Origin of the sequence: Kitasatospora sp. NPDC048365, assembly GCF_043200835.1 — a bacterium.
GTDB lineage: Bacteria > Actinomycetota > Actinomycetes > Streptomycetales > Streptomycetaceae > Kitasatospora > Kitasatospora terrestris.
The window spans coordinates 192,543-217,614 of record NZ_JBICYJ010000002.1 but is presented as its reverse complement, the minus strand read 5'-3'; the positions used below and the strand labels follow the sequence as shown (position 1 = coordinate 217,614).

The window sequence follows — 25,072 nt, the reverse complement described above, 5'->3', positions numbered from 1 at the left end:
GGCCGGCCCCGCCGGCCGGGACCAACGGCCCTGTCCGGCCGCCACCGGCCCGCCGTACCCTGAAGGCCCCGATGCCCCCGAGAGGAGCCCCGGATGTCCGACCGCCCCGACATCACCGACCGGGCCGACCTCGAACGGCTGCTCCGCCGCTTCTACGCCGCCGCCTTCGCCGACCCGCTGATCGGCCCCTGGTTCACCGAGATCGCGCGGCTCGACCTGGAACGCCACCTCCCGCACATCACCGACTTCTGGGAGAGCGCGCTGCTGCGCACCGCCGAGTACCGGCGCAACGCCTTCGCCCCGCACCAGGCCCTGCACCGGCGGCAGCCGCTCACCGCCGAGCACTTCGGGCGCTGGGTGCAGCTCTGGCACGCCGCCGTCGACGGCGCCCACACCGGCCCGCTCGCCGACCGGGCCAAGGCCCAGGGCGAGCGGATCGCCGTCGCGATGCTCCGCCGCACCGCCGGCCCGGACACCGACGGCCCCGGTCAGGGCTTCGTCCCGCTCGCCGCCGTCCTGCTGCGGACCGTGCCCCCGCTCACCCCGGTCGCCGCGGTCGAGGACCCGACACGCAGCCACGCCTCCGTCCTCGCCTCGCAGCCGGCACCCGGGGACGCGTGTTAGACCGGAGGCATGAGCAAGCCTTCGATCAGCCGCGACGAGATCCGCCGCCTGGCCCAGCTGAGCCCGTTCGAGCTGAAGGGCCGGTTCGTCGAGCTCGCCGAGGCGTACCGGCGGGCCCGGCCCGGCCAGAAGGAGAAGTCCGCCGCCCACCTGCTCAACGCCGGCCGCGGCAACCCGAACTGGATCGCCACCGGCCCGCGCGAGGCCATGCTCGCCCTCGGCCACTTCGCCCTCACCGAGTCCCGCCGGGTCTGGACCGCCGACGACCTCGGCGGCATGCCCGAACGGCAGGGCATCGCCGAGCGCTACGACCGCTTCGCCCGCACCCACCCCGGGCTCCCCGGCATCGAGCTGCTCACCGACTCGATCCGGCTCGCCGTGGACCGCTTCGGCCTCGACCGCGAGGCGCTCGTCCACGAACTCGCCGACTCCGCGATCGGCGACAACTACCCGCTCCCCGACCGGATGCTGGTGCACGCCGAGCGGATCGTCACCGGCTACCTGCACGAGGAACTGATGGCCGGCCGGCCCCCGGCCGACCGGCTCGACCTCTTCGCCACCGAGGGCGGCACCGCCGCGATGTGCTACGTCTTCGACTCGCTGGTGCGCAACGGCATCCTGCACAAGGGCGACCGGATCGCCCTGATGGTCCCCGTCTTCACCCCGTACATCGAGATCCCCGGGCTGGAGGACTACGGCTTCGACGTGGTCACCGTCGAGGCCTCCAGCTTCACCGAGGCCGGCCTCCGCGAGTGGCGCTACCCCACCGAGGAGGTCGCCAAGCTCGCCGACCCGACGGTCAAGCTGGTCTGCCTGGTCAACCCGTCCAACCCGCCCTCGCTGGAACTCTCCGCCCGGGTCGCCGGCCAGATCAAGGACATCGTCACCCGCGACAACCCCGGCCTGATCATCGTCACCGACGACGTCTACGGCACCTTCGTCGAGGGCTTCCGCACCCTCGCCGCCGAACTGCCCCGCAACACCCTGCTCGTCTACTCCTACTCCAAGCACTTCGGCTGCACCGGCCACCGCCTCGGCGTCATCGGCCTGCACCGCGACAACGTCGTCGACGACGCCCTCGCCCGGCTGCCCGCCACCGAGCAGGCCCGGCTCGCCGAGCGCTACCGCATCCTCACCCTGGAGCCGGGCAGGCTCCGCTTCATCGACCGCCTGGTCGCCGACTCCCGCCAGGTCGCGCTCAACCACACGGCCGGCCTCTCACTGCCGCAGCAGGCCCAGATGACCCTGTTCTCGCTCTTCGGCCTGATGCCCGAGGGCAGGGCCTACAAGGAGCGGATCCGGGGCATCCTCCGCCGGCGTCTGGAGCTGCTGCTCGAAGGCTCCGGCATGCGGATCGCCGAGGACCCCAAGCGGGCCGGCTACTACGTCGAGCTCGACCTGCTCGCCCAGGCCGAACTCACCGCGGGCACCGACTTCGCCCGCTACCTGGAGCAGACCTACGAGCCGGCCGAGCCGCTCTTCCGGCTCGCCGAGCAGACCGGAGTCGTCCTGCTGGGCGGCGGCGGCTTCGACGGCCCCGCCTGGTCGATCCGGGTCTCGCTCGCCAACCTGGACGACCTCGACTACCTCAAGATCGGCCACCACCTGAAGCAGATCTTCCAGGACTACCGGGACGAATGGCAGGCCTCCACGGGCTGACGGGCGCATCCTGGAGACAAAGGCTTCGCAAAAACCCCAGGAGCCGATCATGAACAACAGGACCCCCGCCGGGATCGTCGCCGGCATCGACGGCTCGGCGCACGCCGAGGCCGCCGCCGAGTGGGCCGCCCGCGAGGCCGGCCGGCGCGACTGCGCCCTCCACCTGGTGCACGCCGTCAACACCGGCACGGTGACCCTCTCCCCGCGCACCAGCGCCACGGTCACCGACCTGATCCTGCGCGACGCCGAGAGCCTGCTCGACACGGCGCTCGGCAAGCTCCGCGCCGCCCACCCCGAACTCCGGGTGACCGGGGACGTCGTCCCGCGCGACGCCGCCGAAGCCGTCCTCACCGCCGCCGAACACGCCGAACTGGCCGTGGTCGGCACCCGCGGCCACGGCGGCTTCGCGTCCCTGCTGCTCGGCTCGGTCAGCCTGCGGGTCAGCGCCCACGCGCGCTGTCCCGTCGTCGTGGTGCGCGGCGTCACCGAGCCCGGCGGGCCGGTTCTGGTGGCGGTGCGCGACGAGCGCGACGAGGCCACCCTGCGGTTCGCCTGCGCGGCCGCCTCCCGGCGCGGACTGCCCGTCGACGCCCTGCACACCTGGTCCCCGGCGGTCGCCGACGTCAGCCACATGGCCCCGATGATCGACGAACTGGGGGAGGAGGCCCAGCTGCACGAGCAGCTGGTCCACCGGACCTGCGACCCGGTCCGCGAGGACTACCCGGAGGTCACGGTCGACGCCCGGCAGCTCACCGGCTCCACCGCGGCCACGCTGGTGGAGGAGTCCAAGCAGGCCTCCCTGCTCGTCGTCTCCCGCCACCAGCCCGCCCCGCACTTCGGCCTGCGCCTCGGCACGGCCGTCCACGCGGTCCTCCACCACGCCCACTGCCCGGTCGCGGTCGTCCCGGTCTAGGGATCCGACCTACGCCACCGGGACGGGCTCCGCCGCGGCCGCCGGCGCCGGGGCGATCAGGCGCTCCGCGAGGTGGCCGAAGACCAGGCCGAACGCCGTCCACAGGGTCAGCTGCACGGCCAGCGCCGACAGCCGGAACCGGTACAGCAGCTCCGCCGAGAAGTGCTCCGGCACCTCGTCGAAGGACGGCAGCACCGCGAACGCCGCGGCCACCAGCGCCACGAACACCGCACCCGCCGCGACCGTCGCCCACCAGGTGCCCAGGCGCGGGGCCAGCCGTCGCCCGACCACGGTCGCCGCCAGCGCGAGCAGCACGCTGAGCGCGATCATCAGGAAGTACGTGCCCGTGCGCTCATTGATCGTCGCCGGGTCGGTCGCCGCCGGCGGGTTCGCCGGGTACTTCAGGAACGGCACCAGGTACACCGAGACGAACGCCGCCCCGGCCAGCACCGCCGCCGTCGCCCGCGGCGAGAAACGGCCGATCCGGCCGAGCATCACCGCGTACGCCAGCGCCGCGATGCCGCCCAGCGCCACCGCGTACACCAGCACGCCGGTGGCCAGGCCCGCAGTGGACTGCAGGGCGCGGCTCACCAGCTCCTCCTCGCCGCCGCCGTGGTCGTGGGCGTGCGACTCCTCGAAGGCGATCGCCGCGTCGATGTGGGGCTCGCCGAGCACGTACGCGACGGCGAGCGCGAGCAGGCCCGCCACCAGGCCCGCGAGCATGCCGCGGACCAGGAGCGAGCGCACCGAGATGGAATTGTTCATTGCTGCGGAACCCTCCCCGGCACTCAGTGGCAGGGGAAGCCGAGCAGGTGCCGGCCGTCGTGCACCCACTCGTGCACCTGCTCGCCGGAGAGCAGCGCGGTCGCGCCCTGCTCGGCACCGACGAAGTACAGCAGGACCAGCATCAGCATGCCGACGAACAGCGCCCACGGGGCGACTGCCTTCAGCGAGATCGGGGCGATCGCCGGCGCATCGGCGACGGCGGCGGGGGCGATGGACTGAGCCATGACCTGACCTCCTGGTGGGAACACGCGTCCCGTTCGATGGAGCACTGGACGACGGCGCCGGGTCTGACTCCCCGCCCCCTGACGTGATGTCAGGACGCGGTTTCACAGTGGCGCGACCGTGCCGGGCTCTCACCGGACTTCCGTCACGCCGTCGTCATTTGTCGTGGTGACGGTAGCGTGTCCCGACAGCTCGGCCAAGAGGTGCGGAGGGGCGCGCGGAAGCACGCGCGGCCGTCCGTGCACGGCCAACACCGGCACGACCGGGCCGGCGGGGCAGAGACGGGAGACGGCGGATGACGGCACGGGTGATGCTTCTCTCACCGCCGCTCGGCGACGCGCGCGAACCGCGACTCGGCGCGGACGAGCCCGTGACCGGACCCGTGCACGCCGCCCTCCCCGGCGCCCTGCGGTACGCGACCGCCCCCTCGCAGCGGTGCCGCACCACCGCCCGCGCACTCGGCCTCGACGCCGCCCCCGCCCCCGAGCTCGCCGACCTCGACCTCGGCGACTGGCGCGGCCGCACCCTCGGCCGGATCGCCGCCGACGCCCCGGCCGGCCTCGCCGCCTGGCTCACCGACCCCGACGCCGCCCCGCACGGCGGCGAGAGCGTCACCGCCCTCTGCGAACGCGTCTCCCACTGGCTCGCCGGCCAGGCCGCCACCGGCGGCCGCGTCCTCGCCGTCGTCGACCCCGCCGTCGTCCGCGCCGCCACCGTCACCGCCCTCGGCCTCCCCCCGACCACCTTCTGGCGCCTGGACGTCCGCCCCCTCACCCTCACCCACCTCACCCACCACAACCACCGCTGGAACCTCCTCCTCGGCGCCCCCACCACCTGAAGGCCGGGGCCTGCCGTCGTCCCGAGGACAGGCTCAGCCGTGAACGGAGAGGTGTTCGGCGAAGCGGCGGACAGCGTCGGTGAAGGCGACCGGATCGTCGAAATTCGCGAGGTGTCCGGCCCGTGGGATCAATTCGACACGGGCGCGCGGATGGGCGCGGGCGAAGTCCGACTCGCCGGACCGGAAGACGGTGTCCTTCTCGCCGTTCAGAATGAGCACCGGACCGTCCACGTGCCGCATCGCGCTCGCGTCGAAGCGGCCCAGCACCTCGCCCCAGGCGGCCGGGAGGGTGTGGAAGGCGTAGCCGGCGCGGATGGTCGCCTCCACCACCTCGGCAGGGTAGAGCCGGCGCAGCAGTCGGTCGTTCCAGCGGGCCAACCGGTCCGCCGGTATGCGCGGGACGAGCCCCGCCACCCACCGGTACGGCGTCGCCCACGGCCCGCGCGTCGAGGCACTGGCTCCGGCGAGGACCAGGCCCCGCAGCTGCCCGGGGCAGCGCCGTGCGAACTCCAGCGAGGCGTATCCGCCGAGCGAGTGCCCGACGACCAGGGCCGGTCCGCAGGCCAGCGAGTCCACGGCGGAAGCGATGATCTCCGTCGCCGTGCCCAGGCTCCAGGGTTGGGCGGAGCGGGCGCCGTGGCCCGGGAGGTCGACGGCGGCCACCCGGAAGTCTTCCTGGAGTGCGGCGAGTTGAGGGCTCCACTGCCCGGCGCTGAACCGCGTCCCGTGCACGAAGACGATGGGCGGTACGCCTGATGCCGTCACGACTCTCCCCGATCAGTACTTAACCGGTTCGGACTCTACCGGTGGGACGATCGGTCGGGGCCGCCGGCGGCCCCGACCTGACGCACCCTCCACCGCATCGGCGTACCCCGCCGAACGGGTGACAGTCGGTCGGCCCCCGGTCAGCCTCCCGCCACCCGAGTGCATCGCACGCCGATCATGTGATCGACATACCGAGCGAGGAGGGGCATGCGGGAGCGCGCAGTCACCATCGGCCGGCTCGTGTTCGGCGTCCTCGCGGCCGTCGCGCTCGGCACCCAGGCGTACCACTCCGCCACCCGGAACGGCTCGATGGTCAACTTCTTCGGCTACTTCACCAACCTGAGCAACATCGCCGCGATGCTCGTCCTGCTCGCCGGCGCCGTGCTGGGCCTGCTCGGCCGTCCCGGCGTCCCCGACCCGCTGCGCGGCGCCGTCGTCCTCTACATGACCGTCACCGGGGTGATCTACGCGGTGCTGCTCTCCGGCTACCACCTGCCGCTGGCCCTGCCGTGGGTGAACGTCGTGGTGCACAAGGTGATGCCGGTGGTCGTCCTCGCCGACTGGTGGCTCGTCCCGGCCACCCGCCGCCTGGACTGGCGGCACGTCACGAGCTGGCTCGCCTTCCCCCTCCTCTACCTGTTCTACAGCCTGCTCCGCGGGCACGTCGTCGACTGGTACCCGTACCCGTTCCTCGACCCGACGAGGCGGGGAGGTTACGGCCGGGTGGCCGGGGCCTGCGCGCTGATCACCCTGCTCTTCGTGGCCGTGGCACTCGGGATCGTCCGGATCGGCAACAGACTTGCCCCGCGCGGACGGCACCGGCAGGCCGTGCATACTTGACCGACCGGCAGGGCCGCAGCGGGGCGAGCCCGGGACGCCGGGTACGGGGAGTTCTGACGCCATGGGGCTGACCAGCCGCGCGCTGCTGGTGTTCGTGATCGAGATCGCCGTCGCGGCGATGGCCGCCACCGTCTACTGGTGGCCCGCCCTGGCCGGGCGCCACTGGCGCAGCGTGCTCGGCCGGATCGGCGCACTGCTCGGCACCCAGCTGACGGTGCTCGCGCTGATCGGGCTGCTCGCCAACAACTACTTCTCCTTCTACAGCAGTTGGGACGACCTGCTGGGCACCGCCGACAACGGCACGGTCAGCGTCCGCGGCAAGGAGACCGGGCCGGCCGCCGCGACCACCGCGGCCGCGCCCGCCCCCGCCAGTGAGCCCGCCCACGTCCCGCCGATGCCCGCCCAGGAGCTCGATGGGAAGGAACCGGTCGACACCCCGGTCCGCGGCCGCGACCCCAAGGTGGTCGGTGAGATCCGTACCGCCCGGTTCCCCGGCGCCCGTACCGGGCTCTCCACCGACGGGTACGTGTACCTGCCCCCGCAGTACTTCCAGCCCGAGTACCAGGACCGGAAGTTTCCCGCGCTCATCGTGCTCACCGGTTTCCCCGGCGACGCCAAGAACCTGATCACCCGGATCAACTACCCCGGTGTCGCGCTGGACCTCAACCGCAGCGGCCGGATGCAGCCCACCGTGCTGGTCCTGATGCGGCCCTCACCCGCGATGCCCGCCGACCCCGAGTGCGAGGACGTCCCCGACGGCCCGCAGGCCGACACCTACTTCACCCGCGACGTGCCCGCCGGCATCGCCGCGACCTACCGGGTCTCCACCGGCCCGCGCGCCTGGGGCATGGTCGGCAACTCGACCGGCGGCTACTGCGCGCTCAAGCTCGCCATGCGCCATCCCGAGGTCTTCGGCACCGCCGCCTCGGTGTCCGGCTACCTCCGCGCCGCCGAGGACATCACCACCGGAGACCTCTTCAAGGGCAGCCGGCAGCGCCGCGACGAGGCCGACCTGATGTGGCGCCTCAACAACCTCCCGCACCCCCCGGTCGCCGTCATGCTCCTCGGCGCCGAGAAGGGCGACGGCGACTTCCGCCGCGACACCGACGCCTTCACCGCCGCCGCCCGCCCGCCGATGGCCACGGCGGTGGCGACCGTCCCGGAAGGAGGGCACAACTACATGACCTGGATCCGGCTGCTGCCGTCCGCCCTGGAGTACCTCTCCCAGCACCTGGCCGCCTCGTGAAGCCCGCGGACCGCGCCGCCTATGGGGAGAGCCTCCCCGCCGGCATCCGCGAGGAGATCGACGGCTACGTCCTGCGGGATGCCCTGTTGGGTGCGGTCGGGGCCGTCGTCGATGTCGGACTGGTGCCGCACGGCATCGGAATCGCCGTCGCGCAGCAGATCGTCAGCGACCGCTACCGGCACTACGGGGACCGGGTCGCCCTCGACCCGCCCAGCCCGCTCGACCTTGACTCCCCGGCCCTCAAGGCGGCTGGCTTCGGTGAACCGATCGCCTACGTCGAAGCGGTCTGGGACGGCGACACCGTCCACGACTGGTTCGTCGTCCTGCTGGCCGTCACGGAGGAGGACCGCCGCGACCGTGCCCTCGCCACCGTCTACCGGCGTACGGCGGAGAAGTACCTGGGCACCGCCGAGGCCGGCACCCACCGCCTGCCGCACTCGGTGGCCGCGCAGCGGGCCGGCCGGGCACTGGCCGAGCACCTGGGCGTGCCGTTCTACTTCACCAGCCCGGACGACCCGGACGACGAGGCGCCGCGGTGGGGGGCTACGCCGGGGTGAGGCGGCCGGTGTGGAGCTGGCCGACCCGGCCGCCTTCGCCCTCCCAGGTCCAGAAGGCCTTGACGGTCATGGAGTTGAGGTCCATGACGTGGCTGACGGTGATGCCGCTCTTCTCGGTCCAGCTGACGAAGTAGATCAGCGGGGCGACCTCGGCGACGTGCAGGGCGACGTCCTCCCACTGGCCGGCGGACTCGCCGAGGCCCTCCCAGCGCAGCCGCCGTCCGTCGGCGGAGTAGGCGTTGCGGAAGGCGGCGCCGTTGTCGACCTCGAAGAGGTAGGTGCGGCCGGCGAAGCCCGGCAGGGCGGCGGTCATGGTCTGGGCTCGTCCTCTGGAGAAGGCGGTCGGTGGGTACGGCCGCGTCCCGGCCGTACCCACCAACCTAGCGGACTTCGCGCCCGCGATCCGGTTACTTCAGGTACGGCCCGTCCGTGCCGATCTTGCCCGGGGCGGCGTTCTTCCCGCCCAGGTCGAGCACGTACACCCGCAGGTTGCCCTTCCCGGAGGCGGCGACGGACAGGGTGCCGTTGGTGACGGTCCTCACGTCACCGGTGACGGCGTCCTTGTAGGTGCCGTTGGGGATGCCGGTGAAGGTGGCGCCGTTGGTGACGGCGACCAGCGCGAAGCTGTCGACGCCGCTCGCGGTGTCGGTGTACCGGCGCTTGAAGGACATGTCGCCGGTGACGCCCTCGGTGGAGTACTGGCCCATCTGCAGGGCGGGGATCGCCCGGCGGATCTGGTTGAGCCGCTGCACCTGCTTGACCAGCGGCTTGGCCAGGGTGTCGGCGACCGCGCCGGTGGCCGAGGAGACCACCGAGTAGTCGGAGGCCGTGACGGTGCCGGCGATCCTGTCGCCGTAGTAGGCGCGGCCGGTGGTGGCGAGCGGGCAGGTCGGGCCGCAGTCGATCTGCTTCCCGGCCTGGAACTCGATCTCCGAGCCGTAGTACAGGGTGGGGATGCCGCGGAAGGTCCACATCAGCGCCATGTTCTCGGCCCAGGCGTCGGTGCCGCCCGCGTAGCGGGTGCTGGACTTGTTGGGGCCGAAGTCGTGGCTGTCGACGTAGACGACGTTGTAGGTGGCGTCGTTGTAGCTGTCGTCGGAGTCCTTGCCGTTGTTGAAGGCGTTGGAGGCGTCACCGAAGTTCATGTGCATCCGCATGTCGATGACGTTCATGCCGCTGAACTGGCTGTGGTCCGGCGTGTGGTAGCTGTTTCCGCTGAGGAAGGCGTTGTTGGTGGTCGGCTGGGCGCCGGTGCCGAGCTGCTCCTCGTAGGTGTACTGGTCGAGGGCGGCCTGCACGTCGTCGGTGGTGTACTCCTTGCGCTCCTTCCAGGTGTAGAACTGCGCGGAGTGGTTGACCGAGCCGCGGTTCCACTTGTCGTTGACGAAGGCGCCGACCTCGCCGAAGACGTAGAAGCTGCCCGCCTTGTCGGCGCCGAACTTGCGGTTGACCTCGTCGTAGATGGCGGGCAGGAAGCGCCGGTTCCAGGTGACCCGGGGGATGTGCACGGCGGTGTCGATCCGGAAGCCGTCGACGCCCATGTCGATGTACTTGTTGTAGGCGCCGATCAGGTACTGCTGGACGACGGCGTTCTCGGTGTTGAAGTCGGCCAGGTCCTCGTGGATCCAGCAGGAACGGGAGTCCTCGCCCTCCCAGTTGCCGATCCAGCACTGGTGGTAGAGGGCCTTCGGGAACATGCCGGAGGTGGGGTTGGGCCACTGGCAGTTGTAGATGGTGTAGCCCTCGGCGCTCTTGTACGCGGTGGCCTTGCCCCAGTTGACGCAGGTGTTGCCGGCCGGCTCGGCGGTGGACCACATGTCGCCGTTGTAGTACGACTTCCCGGAGACCGGGTCCACGGTCAGGCCGTCGTAGGTGAAGTTCGCGTTCGGCTGGTCGTAGTACCAGGACCACTGGCTGTCGCGCACGCCGTACACGGTCGGCGTGAACAGGCCCTTGGCGCCCCAGCGGGAGCTGTGGTTGTAGACCACGTCCTGGTAGATCTTGATGCCCTTGGCGTGGGCGGCGTTGATCAGGTCCTGGTAGGAGGCGCCGGCCGACTCCAGGCGGGCGTCGACCTTGTAGAAGTCGTAGCCGTGGTACCCGTGGTAGTCGTAGTCGGAGCGGTTGAGCACCACCGGGGTGATCCAGATCGCGGAGAAGCCCAGGCCCTTGACGTAGTCGAGCTTGTCGACCAGGCCCTTGAAGTCGCCGCGGAACATCGGGTCGCCGTTGGCCGCGTTGCCGGACTTGACGTCCTGGCTGCCGCCGCGGTTGTTGGCGCTGTCGCCGTCGTTGAAGCGGGCGGTGAGGACGAAGTAGATCGGGTCCTTGCGCGGGTCGCCGCCGAGCGGGGTGCCGCCCGCGGCGGGCGGGGGAGCGGTCCCGGTGGTGGCGCAGGACTGGGCCGAGGCGGCGGAGAGGTTGCCCGCGGCGTCCAGGGCCTTGACGGTCCAGCAGTACGCGGTGGTGGCCTCCAGGCCGGTCTCCGAGTAGACGGTGGAGGTGGTGTTGACCACCGAGGTGCCCTTGGTGCCGCCGGTGCGGGTGACCTGGTAGCCGGTGACGCCGGTGTTGTCGGTGGAGGCGGTCCAGGTGAGCACCACGGCGGTGGTGTTGGCGGTGGCGGTGACCCCGGTGGGCACGCTCGGTGCGGTGGTGTCGGGGACGACGGCGGCGCACGGGTCGGTGGCGGAGGCGGTCACCGTGCGGTCCTTGACGGTGGAGTTGCCCGTACCGAGCTGGTAGTTGACGCCGTTGTTGTTGTCCCAGGTGCCGTTGCCGTTGTTGAAGGTGGCCTGCCAGGTGGTGGCGGTGCCGAGGTCGACGGTCTTCTTCACCCAGCCGGTGCAGGCGGCGTCCATGCCGATGCCGGGGGCGGTGGTCCAGGTGCCGCCGGTGGGGGCCCAGTGCAGGTTGACGGTGGACCAGCCGACGGTGGCGGTGGAGTACCAGACGGTCGCCGGGGTGCCGGTGGCCGGCGGCGGGGTGTCGGCGCACGGGTCGGAGTGGGCGATGACGCCGTCCTTGACGGTGATCAGGCCGGTGCCGAGCTGGTAGTTGGTGCCGCCGTTGTTGTCCCAGGTGCCGGCGCCGTTGTTGAAGGTCGCCTGCCAGGTCGGGGAGGTGCCCAGGTCGACGGTGAGCTTGACCCAGTTGGTGCAGGCGGCCGCCATCTTCGTGCCGGGCGAGGTGGTCCAGGTGCCGCCGGTGGTCGCCCAGTGCAGGTAGTAGGCGGACCAGTTCTTGGTGGCCGTCCAGTAGTAGACGGTGGCGGAGGTGGGCGTGGCGGCGGCGCACGGGTCGGTGGTGGTGACGGTGCCGCCGGAGACGGCCGAGATGCCGCTGCCGAGCTGGTAGTTGGCGCCGCCGTGGTTGTCCCAGGTGCCGGCGCCGTTGTTGAAGGTGGCCTGCAGGCCGGTGGCGCTGCCCAGGTCGACGGTCCTGCTGTACCAGCCGGTGCAGGCGGGCGTCATGGCGACGCCGGGCGAGGTGGTCCAGGCGCCGCCGGTGGGGGCCCAGTGGAGGTTGACGGCGGTCCAGCCGGTGGCCGGCTTGTAGTAGACGGTGGCGGTGGTGGCGGCGTGCGCCGTGATGGCCGGCAGCAGCGCGGCGACCAGGCCGGCGATGACCGCGAGGACGGCCAGGATCGGATGGCGCCGCCGCACGTGGCGGGGTCGTTGGTCCACAGGGGACTCCTCGTGGCGGGCCGCGGTTGGGGCGCGGCCTGTCGGGTGGGGGATGAGGGTCCTCTTGCGCAAGTTCCTGCAAGATGTTGCGGGGAGCGTACCGAGCCGTCAACGCCACGTAAAGAGTCGTGGACCGACCGCGACGAAAAGGGCCCGCCCGCCCCGGGGGGAAGCGGGGCGGGCGGGCAGGGGAAGGAACGCTCGGGTCAGCAGCTCCAGTTGACCTTGTAGAAGGTCGCGTAGTGGTCCGAGGTGTAGTAGTCCTCGTGGTAGACGGCGCCGGTGACGATCCGTCGGGCCCCGCGGGTGGAGCTGCCCGGGGTGATCACGGTGTACTCGTGGTAGTAGCCGCCGGCCTTGGCCGGCAGGACGCCCTCTCTGTTCTGGAAGACGATGCCGTCCTGCGAGTAGGGGAACGGGCCGCCCTTGTCGATCAGGGCCAGGGTGTCCCGGGCCTGGCTCGGCAGGGCGGTGCGGCACACGTTCCCGGAGACGGTGGCGTGGGCGTCGGTGGCGAACACGGCGGTCGGGGCCAGGGTCAGCATGCCGACGGCGACGACGGAAGCGGCGCGGGTCTTCAACGCGCGTAGAGTGATTCGCATGTGAGCCAGTGTGGGGGCTTGTCAGGTCCGCGCGAAAGACGTTGCCGCAATTTTTCATCTTCGGGTAACTCCCCGGGAACCCGGGGGACTTGTGGCGGACCGCCATCAGCAGCGAGCCCTCGGTGTGGTCCTGTCACATGGGTCTCCGGCCGCGCCGCGCCTACCGTGACCTGACTCCACGTCACCCTGCCGCCCCCGAGGAGGCGACCCCTGATGCCCCACCCCGTCAGGTCCCTGTGCACCGCCCTGCTCACCGCCGCCCTGCTGCTGCTCGGCATCGGCACCGTCCCCGCCCACGCCGCCGCGCCCCCGTACCTCGCGCAGGAGGCCGTCTTCACCGCGCCCGGCAACGGCTGGGACCGGGTCGAGCGCTACCTGGACACCACCACCGGCTTCCGCGCCGAGCAGTACCCGTCGGACGGCCGCGGCGACCAGGACGGCGCCCGGCTGACCTGGTTCGGCGGCGTCCGGCAGCCCTATTCCGGCCGTTTCCTGCTCTACAGCGGCACCGGCTGGAACACCGGCCCGATCACCACCCCCGTCCTGCTGGTGCACGGCGCCAACGACAACGCCGACCGGGCCTGGGCCGACCCCGGCGCCACCGGCAGCTGCGGCGCGTCCGGCTGCCCCTCCACCGGCCTGGCGCAGAACCTGGCCGCTTCCGGCCACCGGGTCTTCGCGATCAACTTCGCCCACAAGCAGGGCGACAACCTGCTCCAGGCCCAGGCGGTCGGCGACGCGATCGCGCTGATCCGGGCCAGGCTGGGGGTCGCCCAGGTCGACGTGGTCGCCTGGAGCAAGGGCGAGGTCGCGGCCCGCGCGTACGTCTCCTCGGTCCGGCCGTCCTGGGGCCGGGCCTACGCCGGGGACGTCCGGCGTCTGATCACCCTCGGCGGCCCGCACGGCGGCCTGGACTACACGTACGCGCACGGCTGGGCCTTCTCGCTGGCCACCTGGCCGGCCTGCGGCGGCACCGCCAACGCGCCCTCCCCGCACCTGTACATGACCTGCTACGGCAGCTACACCGCGCAGCCCTGCCTCGGCGTGCTGCCCAGCGGCGGGTACGACTGCTTCCCCGGCCAGCGCCAGCTGCTCGCCCGCTGGGACGGCCGGTACGGCGTCGACTCCACCGCCCAGGACTGGTGGACCACCTACTACGGCGGCCAGGGCTTCTACACCTCGGGCCAGGGCATCCAGGCCGCGATCGACGCCGGGTCGCTGATCGCCCCGCTGCAGCGGGCCGGCATTCCGGCCTCCGTGCGGACCTACCTGCTGGCCGGCGGCTCGGCCGACATCCCCGGGATCCTCAACGAGGGCCGCGGCCCGAGCGACGGCCTGGTGTTCACCGCGAGTGCCCTGGACACCACCGGCATCCCCACCGTCGGCGGCACCGCGCTGCTCGGCGGCCTCAACCACATGGAGCTCGCCTGGGCCCCGGCGGCCGTCCAGCAGATCACCTCCTGGCTCGCCTGACCAGGGCAGTCCCGCCGGCCCGCGGTGTGACGCTTGTCTCTCCCGGGCCGGTTGTCGCTCTGTCGACAATCTGTCTAGCCTGCTCGGGTGCTCGCACCGGGCACGCCACCGCCGGGACGCCGAATCCTGTCCACCCGCCGGGGGCTTTCGCTGACCACCACTGGACAGGAGCGGGGGACCCACAGGTACGTCGCCATGCCCTCCGCTCCCTCCGGGACGGCCGGGCACGGCTAGGGGTGAAGCCGCACGCACGCACGCGCGCGGCCGGGCCGCCTCAGGGCCCGAACCCGACAGCTCACCTCGCAGGCGTCGCGGAGGAACCCCGTCATGCGCCTCTCCCGTCCTGCCCGCATCGGCGCCGTCGCCGGTGCCGCCGCCCTGATCGGCGCGCCGCTCGCCGGCAGCGCCCAGGCCGCCTGGTTCAACCCGTCCGCCTGGACCACCCCGTCCGCCTGGAGCGCCCCGACGACCGCGGCCCCCGCGACCTCGGCCGCCACGACCGCCGCCGTCGCCGGCGCCACGTCCGCCGCCGCGACCGTCACCCAGGACCGGCTCACCCCGGAGTCGATGGCCGCCGCCGTCTCGACGACCGCCTCGCTGACCGTCCACTCCTCCTCCTGCTTCACCGCCAAGACGCTCGGCGTCGGCGTGCGCGACGCCGCCGGGCGGAACCTGGACTTCCCCGGCAACGCGAGCAACGTGCAGATCTGCCCGGGCGGCACCACCTTCACCAGCGCCGCCCGCACCCTGCCGGCCGGCACCTACACCCAGTTCGGCTTCTGGCAGGACTCGGCGAACGCCTGGCACAACCTGCCCTCGCGCACCCTCACCGTGGCCGCCGCCGGCGCCACCACCCCGGCCCCGGCGCCCACCCCCACGGTCAAGCCGACCCCCGCGCCGACGCCGACCCCGACCCCGACGCCCACGGCCGCCCCCACGCCGACGACCGCGCCGACCGCCCCGGCCGCGGGCACCGGCTCGCCGATCCCGGGCAAGGCGCTGACCTGGTCCGAGGAGTTCGACAGCGCCATCGCGTACGGCTCCAAGTGGACCGGCGACAAGTCCAGCGCCTACCGCTACGGCAACCACAACCCGGACGACAACAAGCTCGACTGGCTGACCACCAGCGGCGTCCAGGTCTCCGGCGGCGTCGCCACCTTCACCGCCAAGCCGTCCGGCCACACCCTGGAGAACGGCAAGCAGGCCTGGGACACCGGCCTGCTCACCACCGAGTACTCCTCCCAGGGCTTCCAGGTGAAGACCGGCGACTACGCCGAGACCCGGGTCAAGCTGCCCGCCGGCACCGGCGCCTGGCCCGCCCTGTGGACCTGGAAGAACGGCAACGGCGAGATCGACTCCTTCGAGTACCACCCGGACAACCCGAACCTGCTGGAGCTGACCAACCACGTCAAGTCCGGCTCGAAGTACTACACCGACGCGAGCGCCATCGCCAAGGACCAGTGGGTGACCATCGGCACCTACTACGGCGCCGACTCCGTCGACTGGTACGTCAACGGCAAGAAGGTGTTCTCCGACGGCACCGGGGTCGGCACCGGCTGGTCCGCGTACCTGATCCTCAACCTGTCGCTGAGCGCCGGCCAGTACCACCCGGCCGCGTCCGGCTCCGCGCCGATCAGCTTCGCCGCCGACTGGGTCCGCGTCTACCGCTAGTCGGCCCGCACGGTCAGCGTGAACGCCGTCCGGTCGTTCGCCGGGACCGTGTCGTCCGCGCCCGCCACCCGTACGTGCCCCTCGGCCCTCGTGCCGGGGGGCACGTACGCGTTCACCCGGACCGGGATCAGCGCGGTCGCCGTCCGCAGCGCCGGCAGGCCCGCCGGGAAGGTGCAGCGGACCAGGTGGCCGGCCAGCGAGACGGTGCAGTTCTCCGGGAAGAACGGGCCCTCGGCGGTGAAGCCCGCCGGCAGGTCGACCAGCACGGTGAACGGCGAGGCCGTCCGGTCCGGTCCGCCGTTGGCGACGAAGGCGTGCACCGTGGTCAGCCCGCCCGGCGCGGCCGGGTCCGGGTCGAGCCGGACCACCTGCAGGTCCGCGTGCGAGGGCAGCGCCGCCGCCGTCCCGGTCGTCGTCCCCAGGGCCGCCGCGGCCGCCATCGCCAGAACCATGGGCCCCCGCATCACCCGCACGGCCATGCTCCACTCCCACTGTCGGTGCCCACCTGCATACTCACAGTAGTGGCGCACGGCCCTGTCGAGCGGAGGTGGACACGATGACTGGTCGCGTGTTGAGCGAGGTGAGCGGCGAGGTCGCGGCCGAACGGGAGGCCGGCTTCGTCCAGGCGTACCGGCAGCTGGTGGCCGGCCCGCTGCCGGAGGGGCTGCTGCGCACCGAGCTGCTCAAGGGCAGCGACCGGCACTGGCGGATCCAGAGCCTGTGGCGCGACCTGGCCACCCTGGAGGCCGTCCGGGCCGACCCGAAGACCGCCGCCGCGCCGCGCCTGTTCCGCGAGGCCGGGGCCGATCCGGTGCTCGCCGTCTTCGAGGTGACGGTGGCCCAGGTCGGCGACCTCGACCTGTCCGACTGACGCGGTCGACGGCCGTGGCGGCTGTGGTGGCCGTGGCGCTCCTGATGTCCCGTCTGGCCGTCGCGCCGTCCGCGCTACGGCGCGAGCACCTCGCCGAGCCGGGAGGCGATCTGACGCATCACCGGGACGAGCGCCGCGCTGCCCGCCTGCGCCTCCAGCGCGCGGATCCGCGCCTCCGGGCCGGAGACCGACAGTGCGGTCGGCGTCGGCGCGCCCGGCACCGCGACCGCGATGCAGCGCACCCCGATCTCCTGCTCCTGGTCGTCCACCACGTACCCGGACTCGCGGGCCGTGCCCAGCTGGGTGATCAGGTCCTGCGGGTCGGTCACGGTGTACGCGGTGTGCGCCTGCAGCGGGCCGGTGCCGAGCAGCGCCCGGGCCTCCTCCTCGGGCAGCTGGGCCAGCAGCGCCTTGCCCACGCCGGTGCAGTGCGGCTGCACCCGGCGGCCGACCTCGGTGAACATCCGCATCGAGCGACGGGACTGCACCTGCCCGACGTACACCACCTCGCCGCCCTCCAGGACGGCCAGGTTGGCGGTCTCGCCGGTGGCCTCCATCAGCTCGGTCAGGTACGGGCGGGCCCAGCTGCCGAGCAGCCGGCCGGCCGTCTCGCCGAGCCGGATCAGCCGCGGGCCGAGCGTGTAGCGGCGCGCCGTGTCCTGCCGGACATAGCCCTGCTGAACGAGGGTACGGATCAGGCGGTGGATGGTCGGCATCGGCAGACCGGAGGTGGTGGAGAGCTCGCTCAGGGTGGCGATGCCGCTCGAGTCGGCCAGCGCCTCCAGCAGCAGGAAGGCGCGCTCGACCGACTGCACGCCGCCGCCCGCGCGGTCGTTGCCTGTCGGAGCTGTGGCGGGGGTGCTGACCACCGGCGTTCCCTTCACTGTCGGAGGAGGAGTAGAGTCCCTGCGATCTAGCTCAACAAACCGTTGAAATTCTGTATCGCGGAAACTAGTCTCCACCTTACAGAACAGAACCCGCCGGTAGGCAGGGTTCGGATCCGGGAAGTTCCCACCGGAACATCCCGAGCGATCACAACCGTCCAAGGAGTGTCCTGCCCATGGCTGCAGATCAGGGACCACTCGGCGCTGCCCCCGCCGCCCCGGTCGTCACTGTCGCCGGTCCGCGCGTCCCCCGCGCCGAGGAGGTGCTCACCCCGGAGGCCGTCGCCTTCGTCGTGGGCCTCCACCGCGCCTTCGAGGGACGCCGTCAGGAACTCCTGGCCCGACGCAAGACCCGCCGGGCCGAGATCGCCGCCGCCGGCACCCTCGACTTCCTCCCCGACACCGCCGCCGTCCGCGAGGGCGACTGGCAGGTCGCCGAGGCGCCCCGCGCCCTCCAGGACCGCCGCGTCGAGATCACCGGCCCCACCGACCGCAAGATGGTCATCAACGCCCTCAACTCCGGCGCCAAGGTCTGGCTCGCCGACTTCGAGGACGCCACCGCCCCCACCTGGGAGAACGTGGTCTCCGGCCAGATCAACCTGATCGACGCCTACGAGAGCCGGATCGACTTCACCTCCCCGCAGGGCAAGGCCTACACCCTCAAGCCCGCCGACCAGCTCGCCACCGTCGTGGTCCGTCCCCGCGGCTGGCACCTGGACGAGAACCACCTGCTGGTCGACGGCACCCCGGTCGCCGGCGCCTTCCTCGACTTCGGCCTGTACTTCTTCCACAACGCCGCCCGGCTGATCGCCCGCGGCCCCGAGGACCCCAACTCCGGCCCGTACTTCTACCTGCCGAAGACCGAGAGCCACCTCGAAGCCCGGCTGTGGAACGACGTCTTCACCCACGCCCAGGCCGAACTCGGCATCCCGCACGGCACCATCCGCGCCACCGTGCTGATCGAGACCATCACCGCCGCGTTCGAGATGGAGGAGATCCTCTACGAACTGCGCGAGCACGCCGCGGGCCTCAACGCCGGCCGCTGGGACTACCTGTTCTCCATCGTCAAGAACTTCCGCGACGCCGGCGAGCACTACATCCTGCCCGACCGCAACAGCGTCACCATGGCCTCGCCGTTCATGGCCGCCTACACCCGCCTGCTCGTGCAGACCTGCCACCGCCGCGGCGCCCACGCCATCGGCGGCATGGCCGCCTTCATCCCCTCCCGCAAGGACCCCGAGGTCAACGCCGCCGCCCTCGACAAGGTCAAGGCCGACAAGGACCGCGAGGCCGGCAACGGCTTCGACGGCTCCTGGGTCGCCCACCCCGACCTCGTCCCGGTCGCCCGCGCCTCCTTCGACGCCGTCCTCGGCGCGCGCCCCAACCAGAAGGACAACCCCGGTCCCGCCGAGCCCGTCACCGCCGACCAGCTCCTCGACATCGCCGGCGCCGGCGGCAGCTGCACCGAGGCCGGCCTGCACAACGCCGTCCAGGTCGGCGTCCGCTACATCGAGGCCTGGATCCGCGGCCTCGGCGCCGTCGGCATCTTCAACATGATGGAGGACGCCGCCACCGCCGAGATCTCCCGCTCGCAGATCTGGCAGTGGATCCACAACGGCGTCGTCCTCGCCGACACCGGCGAGAAGGCCACCGCCGACCTCGTCCGCCGCCTCGTCGGCGAAGAGCTCACCGCCCTGCGCGCCGAACTCGGCGACGACGCCTACACCGCCGGCCGCTGGCCCGAGGCCGCCCGCCTCTTCGAAAAGGTCGCCCTCGCCGACGACTTCGTCGACTTCCTCACCCTGCCGGCGCTCGCCCTCCTCGACTAGAACCTACCGACGGCGCCGCCCACCCACCCCTGCCACACCGGCAGGTCGGCGGCCCCCACCACTCCGTTCCGTACGGCCGCCGGCGTCACCCCGGCGGCCGTACGGAACGGCCCCTCCCGGAGCACCCCATGGCACGCATCTTCTTCAACGGCCAGGCGATGGTCGGCGGACCCTTCCACCACTCCGTCGCCGACTACCTGATCGGCCCGGTCCGTACCGCCCCCGGCTACCGCTTCTTCTCCATCCGCGACGTCTGCCCCGGCCTTCACCCCGACCCCGCCGCGGACACCGCCATCGACGGCGAGCTCTACGACGTCCCCCTCGAGCACCTGCGCGACGTCATCCTCCCCGGCGAACCCCGCGAACTCGAACTCGGCATCATCACCCTCGCCGACGGCAGCCCCTGCCTCTCCATGCTCCTCGCCCGCGGCGAACTCGACCGTGGCGTCCACCAAGAGATCACGAAGCACGCCGGCTGGCGCCCCTACCTCGCCACCCTCGGCCGCACGGCCTGACCGGTTTGCCGCCGTGCGGTCGAGCGCATGCCTGGGAGATCAGAAGAAGCCCTGAACCAGCCCGTCGGCGGTGCCGACGAGGGCGGCGCGGTCGAGAAGGATGTTGTTGTTCTCGCAGCTGGTCTCCGGCAGCAGGATGCAGGCATGGCAGGCGGCCAGATTGAGGCTGTCTGCGCCGCTCGCCTCGGACTCCATGCAGAGAGGGTCATTGGAGCACCACCCCGCCCGGTGCAGGGCCGCCCGTAGTGTGGCATCGATCCGGGCGGGTTCGCCCTGGGCGACGATGCCTCCGAGGCTGCCGGCCGAGTCGCTGGTCGCGGTGTAGACGAGGACGCCCGCCATCTCGTCGTCCACGTACAACCGCTCACGAAGTGCGGCCGCGGGGTAGCCGCCGTCCAGACTCCATTCGTTGATCAGCACGTGGGCGAGGGTGTGGAGCAGCAGAAACCGGGGTGTGGCGTACGAGGAAGGCGCAGGCTTTCCCGCCGCCGAGGCACGCTCGGCCAGCAGCCTGTCGTGGTTGTCCCGAATCCGCAGCGCGCGGGCGACGACCCCGGGCTGCTGTTCCCAGGCACGGAGCCGGTCCGTGTCGAGGCGGAGGAAGACGCCCTCGCCTCTCACTTCGATCGCCGGCAGCCAGTTGTGCTCGGTCAGCGCGATCGGTGCGCGACGGAGCGGTGTGTCTGCGGGGCTCGGTTCGTCCACACGCGTGAACGACTGGAGTGCGCGCACCTCGCGCAGTCGCTTGACCAGCATGACCTGCTCGACACCGTGGTTCTCCCTGAGAAGTCCGACGGAGGCGCGAGGGGGTTCGCAGACGAAGTCCTGATCGTGGGCGTCCTCCCGTTCCGGATACGCTGTGCTCAGGCTGCGGTACTCGTCCCGGTAGAGGCCGCCACGGAAACTCTCCGGCGTCGGGTCGGCTGTGGGCCTGTCTGCGGATTGCTCATCTGCGCGCCAACGTTCGATCAGAGAAACGATTTCGTCAGGACTGTACGCCGGGTGGTGCTGCAGGACTTTCTCGATCCGCAGATATGCACGGATGGAGGCTGCGTCCTCGCCCTTGAGTTTGTCGTACAGCTGCGCTGCGATCTTGGTGAGACCTTCGCTCCACGGCGGGATCGACAGAGCCGAGTGCATGACGGGGAACCAGACCGAGGAGGAACCACGCTGGAGCGTGCGTGGGTCGTCCCGGCATCCTTCTGCAGGCGCGTCCCTCAACCACGGCCGCCGCCCACTGCATCGAATGCCGAGTTCTTTGAGCGCCTGCCGCCGGAAGGATCCCTCCATGGACACCTCGTCGGCACCGCAGCTGCAGCTGATGAGCACCGAGCGGAGCGAGGCTGTCGAGCCGTCGGCGCGGAACCTCAGCTCGCCTCCGCAACCTCCCGGTGCGGAGCGTTGCGTGCCGCGGTGCACCCACGTCCAGTAGGGAAAGTCCTCAAGGTGGCCGGTGGCGCAGGCCATCACGAATCGGGAGGGGACGAGGTCTTCCCGGCAGTTCGAGCACTCGGCCTTGCCCGCCGGTGAGTTGAACTTTTTGTACGGCTGCAGGGACCGGCACGACGGGCAGGAGTACCACTCCGGGAACCGAACGGCTCGCACACCGTCCTTCGCCCGGTCCGGGTCTGGGGCCGGGGGCAGCCGGAAGCCGCTGACACCCAATTGCCGTGCCAGCCGCGGCTCCACGACGAATGGCGCCTCGGAGATGTCCCAGGAGTCGATCCCGCGGACCAGGAACGACTCGTTCTCCACCGCGATCATGGCGCCGACACCGTAGGTGGTGACCAACTGTGCGCGGCGGATCTCCCCGAGCCGCCGTGCCGTTCGGACCGGGGCCGACGGGAGGCTGCTGCGACGGGTACGGCGTGGGGCGGGGCTCATGGTTCAGCGCTCCTCGAAGAAGGTGGACGAGGCGTCGACGTCGCGGAGGCTCCAGAGGGTCGGCCATCCTGCCGGTGCGTGTGTCTCGTCGTCGTAGCCGCTCAGGAGGGCGGGGGCGCGGGTGCCGCGTGTCGCCTCGTAGACGAGTTTCGGGTGGGTCTCTGCCTCGATCTGCCACCACTCGACGAAGTCGTCGAAGGCCTGCGTGGCGCCCTCGATTTCCGACTCCTCGACGCGGGCCACGCGATCGAGCAGTACACGACGGACGGTCCCGTTCAGGTCGTCGACGAAGTCCCCGATACGTGCCGCAGCTTCGTTCGGTCGCGCGGCCGGCAGCATCAACCTGGCCAGTGCCACGACCACTGCATGCAGCCCCCGGTCTCTGGCGCGGGCGGAGAACGGTGTCACACTCGTCGACTCCACCTCCCGGTACAGAGCGGAGTGGAAGTGCTGGAAGTCCTCGTAGTGAGAACGATCCCGGGAACGGGACGAGTTCAGCATGACCGCGACGAAGCCGGGGTGCCGGCGGCCGACGCGGCTCGTCGCCTGGATGTACTCGGCGGTGGTCTGCGGCTGGCCCATGACGGCCATCAGTCCGAGTCGGTCCACGTCCACCCCGACGGAGATCATGTTGGTGGCGAGCAGTACGTCGAGTACGTCCTTCATGGGCAGGTGGCGCTCGACCTCCTTCAAGCGCCGCGAGATGTCACTGGCGTTCGCACGACTGCTCAGCTCCGTGAGGCCATCGACTCGTCGTGCCTCTGCGCCGTCTCGAACGGCGAGGTAGTCGAGTCGGTCCTGGACGTCGTCCAGAACCTGGAGTTCGGCTGCCGACAGCAGACGCAGGCTGTTGAAGTAGCCGACCAACGTCCAGTAGGCGTCCCTGACCTCGTCGGGCACGTCGACGAGCTGGGCCCGGTGGAGCAGGGCCGCGAACACGCGGATCAGCAGAGTGGACTGGCTGGTGCTGGAGGTGAGCAGCCCGATGTACCGGCGGGCAGCCTTCCGCTCCCTGGGCGTTTCTGCCGCGAACCAGGAGTCCCGGGAATCCAGTCCGGCAGGCGGAAACTGGTCGACTGTTCGGGCGAAGAGACGACTTCCCTGCTCGTCCGCCCGTCGGATGGTCGCGGTCGAAGCCACGATTTTCGGCTGCCGGGCAAGGGCGTCCACAGCCGTCTCGTACAGGCCGGTCAGCGTACCGAGCGGGCCGGAGATCAGATGGAGCTCGTCCTGCACGATGAGCTCCGGAGGGCGGGTGCCGTCCTCCCGGTCCAGGTTGAACAAGGCGGCGGATGCGGGCCGCCACGGCATTGAGGCGAATTTGTCGACCGTGGCGATCACGAGTGTGGGACGGGCGCCGTAGACGGCCTCGTCGACCAGGTGCACCGGAAGGCCTGTGTGGAAGTCGCAGGTGGTCCCCGGGCATGCGATGGACATGCGGGTGCCTGCCTCGTCGACTGCATAGTCGTGCGGTGACAGAGACTCACCGCACCACGGGCAGGCTCTCAGCTGGACCGGATTCTCGGTCTGGATCGGCTTGAGCGGATTGGCACGCAGTTCCTCGAGCTTCTTGGCGGCCACTGCCAGGGTGTTGGGGGTGGCCGACCGTCCCACCCACATGCCGATGGAGATCTCCTCGTGCCCCAGGGCTGTCGGATCGGCGGCTCGCAGCCTTTCCATGGCACAGATCAGTGCGGCTGCACGTTCGAACTGCTGCAACGTCAGAAGTCGCAGCGTGTAGCGCATGAGCACGGTGACTCCGGCTCCAGCTTCTCCTTCGCGCAGGCGCCGCAGGAAGGTCGTGAACGCGATCAGCCCGAGGTACGCCTCTGTCTTGCCACCACCGGTCGGGAACCAGAGCAGATCTGCGACACCTCGGTCCTCGTGCTCCGGGTCCACGATGCCCGCCAGGCAGAGCAGCATGAAGGACACCTGGAACGGACGCCACCGCCCGGAACCGGGTTCCGGAACGCCTTGCTTGCCGGCTTTGATCCAGGACGTGCGGGCGCGCTGGTCGGCCATCGCCAGGTTCGCAAGTCGGAAGGCCCGGAGGACTTCCGGGCGGCTGTCGTCGGCCAGCAGGTCGACGCCGGTCCGCATGCGCCGCAGAGCCCGTCGACACCGTTCGACCTGCTCCGCCGCCACCTCACCGTGCTCCGTGGTTTCCAGTACCCGGCTCTGTTCCGCCTGCTTGTCGATCCAGACTTCGTATCCTGTCAGGAGTCGACGTAGGACCGTTACGAGCTTCTCGGCCGGCGCCGTCCCCAACGCGTGCATCGTCAAGGAGCTGTCGTCGATCTGCGGATTCGAGTCCGTCAGCAACACTTCGTGGGACGGAACGAATTCGGTCCGGACCGATGCGACCGAGGCAGGGTACGAGTCCGACCTGCCGATAGGAGGTGGGGTCCAGTCCCAACGGGCGGCGCAGCCGTGTCCGGTCGCGAAGCTCGGCGCATGTCGGTGCAGCATGCGGCTCAACGCCAGCTCCGAGTCGACCGCACCGAGGGCAGCCGGGCGTTCCACGAACGGGGTGCTGCAACCGTCGGAGGCAGTGACTTCGAGTGCCGGTTGGAAGAAGCAGTGGGCGTCGCGAAGGTCGTACTGCCCCACCTCGAGGCTGTTGACGACCGTGGCCGTCACGGTCACAGTCCCGCCCGGACCCGATGCGGCGCGCACCAGTACGCGTAGCTCGAGCCCGGGGTGGAGAACGACGGGCTCATGAACACGCGGCACCGTCACGTCCACGACGACGGGTTCGAGAGGAAGAGCGACGCGACGCCACTGCTCCTTTTGCGCCTTCGTGCTGCGGGCCTCCGTCCGTTTGGCCGACACCGGGTTCCCGTTCGCGTCCTCCGGCAGGTACACCGCGGCCCGGACGCTGAAGCGGAGCGCCGAGGAGACGGCCGGATCGACAGCGAAGGTCAGACCGAGCGATGAGGGCATACGGATGTTCGCAAGCGAGACACCGAGGTCGACGGCAGGTTCCTCAATCTCTCTGCGGGCGAACGGCGCCGAATCGAGCCCGTCGCGCTCGGCCTCCAGCTCGTCCGGCTCCTGCCTGCCGGTTTGGGGCCGCGTGCGTGGGAACAGCACACCGACGGGGTACATGGTGACCGGGGCGTCCTCCTCGAGTACCTCGCTCTCACCGCCCACGGGGCCCAGCAGGTCACTGCGCAGCGCGTCCAGGAGAGACTCGCACATCTCGTA

General features: G+C 71.2%; 22 protein-coding genes and 1 riboswitch. Of the genes, 12 read left to right on the top strand and 10 right to left on the bottom strand.

Annotation, left to right across the window (positions count from 1 at the left end; genetic code table 11):
- Positions 1–93: 93 nt before the first annotated feature.
- From ACGFX4_RS02740 to ACGFX4_RS02730, 3 genes are read left to right on the top strand one after another with little or no spacing between them, the layout of a single operon-like run.
- Entirely contained in the window at positions 94–624 is a 531-nt protein-coding gene (locus ACGFX4_RS02740) for a group III truncated hemoglobin (protein WP_393069639.1), read from the top strand.
- Between the two features lie 9 nt (positions 625–633).
- Positions 634–2,283, top strand: coding sequence for a bifunctional aspartate transaminase/aspartate 4-decarboxylase (locus ACGFX4_RS02735; RefSeq protein WP_393069637.1), 1,650 nt, complete (start codon positions 634–636; stop codon positions 2,281–2,283).
- Between the two features lie 49 nt (positions 2,284–2,332).
- Positions 2,333–3,196 (top strand): universal stress protein, encoded by an 864-nt coding sequence (locus ACGFX4_RS02730; protein ID WP_393069635.1) that lies wholly within the window; start codon positions 2,333–2,335, stop codon positions 3,194–3,196.
- Positions 3,197–3,205: 9 nt separating this feature from the next.
- On the opposite strand, the gene ACGFX4_RS02725 is transcribed toward ACGFX4_RS02730, so the two are convergent.
- Both ACGFX4_RS02725 and ACGFX4_RS02720 read right to left on the bottom strand, forming a co-directional pair.
- Entirely contained in the window at positions 3,206–3,961 is a 756-nt protein-coding gene (locus ACGFX4_RS02725; protein ID WP_393069633.1) for a CbtA family protein, read from the bottom strand.
- Positions 3,962–3,984: 23 nt separating this feature from the next.
- The gene (locus tag ACGFX4_RS02720; protein WP_393069631.1) at positions 3,985–4,206 is read right to left on the bottom strand and encodes a CbtB domain-containing protein; all 222 of its coding nucleotides are present in this window, start codon (positions 4,204–4,206) and stop codon (positions 3,985–3,987) included.
- Between the two features lie 368 nt (positions 4,207–4,574).
- On the opposite strand from ACGFX4_RS02720, the gene ACGFX4_RS02715 reads away from it, so the two are divergent.
- Entirely contained in the window at positions 4,575–5,042 is a 468-nt protein-coding gene (locus ACGFX4_RS02715; RefSeq protein WP_393069629.1) for a histidine phosphatase family protein, read from the top strand.
- Between the two features lie 33 nt (positions 5,043–5,075).
- On the opposite strand, the gene ACGFX4_RS02710 is transcribed toward ACGFX4_RS02715, so the two are convergent.
- Positions 5,076–5,807: an alpha/beta fold hydrolase gene (locus tag ACGFX4_RS02710; RefSeq protein ID WP_393069628.1), complete on the bottom strand. Its 732-nt coding sequence runs from the start codon at positions 5,805–5,807 to the stop codon at positions 5,076–5,078.
- Positions 5,808–6,014: 207 nt separating this feature from the next.
- On the opposite strand from ACGFX4_RS02710, the gene ACGFX4_RS02705 reads away from it, so the two are divergent.
- The 3 genes from ACGFX4_RS02705 to ACGFX4_RS02695 all read left to right on the top strand — a co-directional run bounded on the left by ACGFX4_RS02705 (position 6,015) and on the right by ACGFX4_RS02695 (position 8,450).
- On the top strand, positions 6,015–6,647 hold the full coding sequence (locus ACGFX4_RS02705; protein ID WP_393069626.1) for a Pr6Pr family membrane protein: 633 nt from the start codon (positions 6,015–6,017) through the stop codon (positions 6,645–6,647).
- Between the two features lie 61 nt (positions 6,648–6,708).
- The gene (locus ACGFX4_RS02700) at positions 6,709–7,893 is read left to right on the top strand and encodes an alpha/beta hydrolase (RefSeq protein ID WP_393069625.1); all 1,185 of its coding nucleotides are present in this window, start codon (positions 6,709–6,711) and stop codon (positions 7,891–7,893) included.
- Positions 7,890–8,450 carry a hypothetical protein gene (locus ACGFX4_RS02695; protein ID WP_393069623.1) on the top strand — a complete coding sequence of 187 codons (561 nt, stop codon included), beginning with the start codon at positions 7,890–7,892 and terminating at the stop codon, positions 8,448–8,450. The genes ACGFX4_RS02700 and ACGFX4_RS02695 overlap by 4 nt, the downstream gene beginning before the upstream one ends.
- On the opposite strand, the gene ACGFX4_RS02690 is transcribed toward ACGFX4_RS02695, so the two are convergent.
- The 3 genes from ACGFX4_RS02690 to ACGFX4_RS02680 all read right to left on the bottom strand — a co-directional run bounded on the left by ACGFX4_RS02690 (position 8,437) and on the right by ACGFX4_RS02680 (position 12,738).
- Positions 8,437–8,826, bottom strand: coding sequence for a MoaF N-terminal domain-containing protein (locus tag ACGFX4_RS02690; RefSeq protein WP_393069622.1), 390 nt, complete (start codon positions 8,824–8,826; stop codon positions 8,437–8,439). The two genes, ACGFX4_RS02695 and ACGFX4_RS02690, sit on opposite strands and share 14 nt — an antisense overlap.
- Before the next feature lie 31 nt (positions 8,827–8,857).
- Positions 8,858–12,136, bottom strand: coding sequence for a carbohydrate binding domain-containing protein (locus tag ACGFX4_RS02685; protein WP_393069620.1), 3,279 nt, complete (start codon positions 12,134–12,136; stop codon positions 8,858–8,860).
- 206 nt (positions 12,137–12,342) lie between these two features.
- Complete coding sequence (locus ACGFX4_RS02680) at positions 12,343–12,738, bottom strand: ribonuclease domain-containing protein (protein ID WP_393069619.1); 396 nt, start codon at positions 12,736–12,738, stop codon at positions 12,343–12,345.
- 213 nt (positions 12,739–12,951) lie between these two features.
- Between ACGFX4_RS02680 and ACGFX4_RS02675 the strand changes: the two genes are divergently transcribed.
- On the top strand, positions 12,952–14,211 hold the full coding sequence (locus ACGFX4_RS02675) for an esterase/lipase family protein (RefSeq protein WP_393069617.1): 1,260 nt from the start codon (positions 12,952–12,954) through the stop codon (positions 14,209–14,211).
- A 145-nt stretch (positions 14,212–14,356) separates the two neighbouring features.
- Positions 14,357–14,533: riboswitch (cyclic di-AMP (ydaO/yuaA leader) on the top strand.
- A gap of 5 nt (positions 14,534–14,538) precedes the next feature.
- The gene (locus ACGFX4_RS02670; RefSeq protein ID WP_393069615.1) at positions 14,539–15,882 is read left to right on the top strand and encodes a hypothetical protein; all 1,344 of its coding nucleotides are present in this window, start codon (positions 14,539–14,541) and stop codon (positions 15,880–15,882) included.
- Here the strand turns inward: ACGFX4_RS02670 and ACGFX4_RS02665 are convergent.
- Positions 15,879–16,361 carry a hypothetical protein gene (locus ACGFX4_RS02665; RefSeq protein ID WP_393069614.1) on the bottom strand — a complete coding sequence of 161 codons (483 nt, stop codon included), beginning with the start codon at positions 16,359–16,361 and terminating at the stop codon, positions 15,879–15,881. The genes ACGFX4_RS02670 and ACGFX4_RS02665 overlap by 4 nt on opposite strands.
- A gap of 77 nt (positions 16,362–16,438) precedes the next feature.
- On the opposite strand from ACGFX4_RS02665, the gene ACGFX4_RS02660 reads away from it, so the two are divergent.
- Positions 16,439–16,753 (top strand): hypothetical protein, encoded by a 315-nt coding sequence (locus ACGFX4_RS02660; RefSeq protein ID WP_393069612.1) that lies wholly within the window; start codon positions 16,439–16,441, stop codon positions 16,751–16,753.
- A gap of 74 nt (positions 16,754–16,827) precedes the next feature.
- Here ACGFX4_RS02660 and ACGFX4_RS02655 read toward each other — a convergent pair whose 3' ends face one another.
- The gene (locus tag ACGFX4_RS02655) at positions 16,828–17,622 is read right to left on the bottom strand and encodes an IclR family transcriptional regulator (protein ID WP_393069611.1); all 795 of its coding nucleotides are present in this window, start codon (positions 17,620–17,622) and stop codon (positions 16,828–16,830) included.
- Positions 17,623–17,813: 191 nt separating this feature from the next.
- Here ACGFX4_RS02655 and aceB point away from each other — a divergent pair, with 191 nt between their 5' ends.
- Together aceB and ACGFX4_RS02645 are read left to right on the top strand one after the other, a co-directional pair.
- Complete coding sequence (gene aceB / locus ACGFX4_RS02650) at positions 17,814–19,466, top strand: malate synthase A (protein WP_393069609.1); 1,653 nt, start codon at positions 17,814–17,816, stop codon at positions 19,464–19,466.
- A 128-nt stretch (positions 19,467–19,594) separates the two neighbouring features.
- On the top strand, positions 19,595–19,981 hold the full coding sequence (locus ACGFX4_RS02645) for a gamma-glutamylcyclotransferase (protein ID WP_393069607.1): 387 nt from the start codon (positions 19,595–19,597) through the stop codon (positions 19,979–19,981).
- A gap of 39 nt (positions 19,982–20,020) precedes the next feature.
- On the opposite strand, the gene drmB is transcribed toward ACGFX4_RS02645, so the two are convergent.
- Together drmB and ACGFX4_RS02635 are read right to left on the bottom strand one after the other, a co-directional pair.
- Entirely contained in the window at positions 20,021–21,865 is a 1,845-nt protein-coding gene (gene drmB, locus ACGFX4_RS02640) for a DrmB family protein (protein ID WP_393069605.1), read from the bottom strand.
- A 3-nt stretch (positions 21,866–21,868) separates the two neighbouring features.
- A complete protein-coding gene (locus ACGFX4_RS02635; protein WP_393069785.1) occupies positions 21,869–25,066 on the bottom strand; it encodes a helicase-related protein in 3,198 nt (1,065 codons plus the stop codon).
- Positions 25,067–25,072 lie beyond the last annotated feature (6 nt).